General features: G+C 46.1%; 2 tRNA genes. Both read right to left on the bottom strand.

What is annotated here, in order from left to right:
• Positions 1 to 18: 18 nt before the first annotated feature.
• A tRNA-Arg gene (locus H4J54_RS00035) sits at positions 19 to 95 on the bottom strand.
• A gap of 251 nt (positions 96 to 346) precedes the next feature.
• Positions 347 to 423 (bottom strand) — tRNA-Arg (locus H4J54_RS00030).
• Positions 424 to 432: the final 9 nt, after the last annotated feature.

Genomic DNA, 432 nt, shown 5'->3' with positions numbered 1-432 from the left:
TAGCCACTTAAAGAAAAGTGGCGGACGCGGCAGGAGTCGAACCTGCGACCGCCTGGTTCGTAGCCAGGTACTCTATCCAGCTGAGCTACGCGTCCTCAATAAACTGTTTTTTTATATCTCATGTTTAGGAGATAACAAACTTTACTCATAAAAAGCATTCGTAGCCATTAGCGTTAGATAACCTATCCAGCTGAGGTAGACGCCCTCAAATCAACCTATTATTTATATCTCTGGTTCAAGAGATAACGCACGTTACCCATAATGAGCACTCTGATGCGACCCTACAAAGATAAAAACAAAATGTTGGGGCGAAAAAAAACCAGTCATAAGACTGGTTTTTTCAATGTGGCGGACGCGGCAGGAGTCGAACCTGCGACCGCCTGGTTCGTAGCCAGGTACTCTATCCAGCTGAGCTACGCGTCCGCAATAAAC

It is taken from the genome of Colwellia sp. MB3u-8 (assembly GCF_014076985.1).
Classification (GTDB): Bacteria; Pseudomonadota; Gammaproteobacteria; order Enterobacterales; family Alteromonadaceae; genus Cognaticolwellia.
This window is presented reverse-complemented; position numbering and strand designations above follow the sequence as displayed.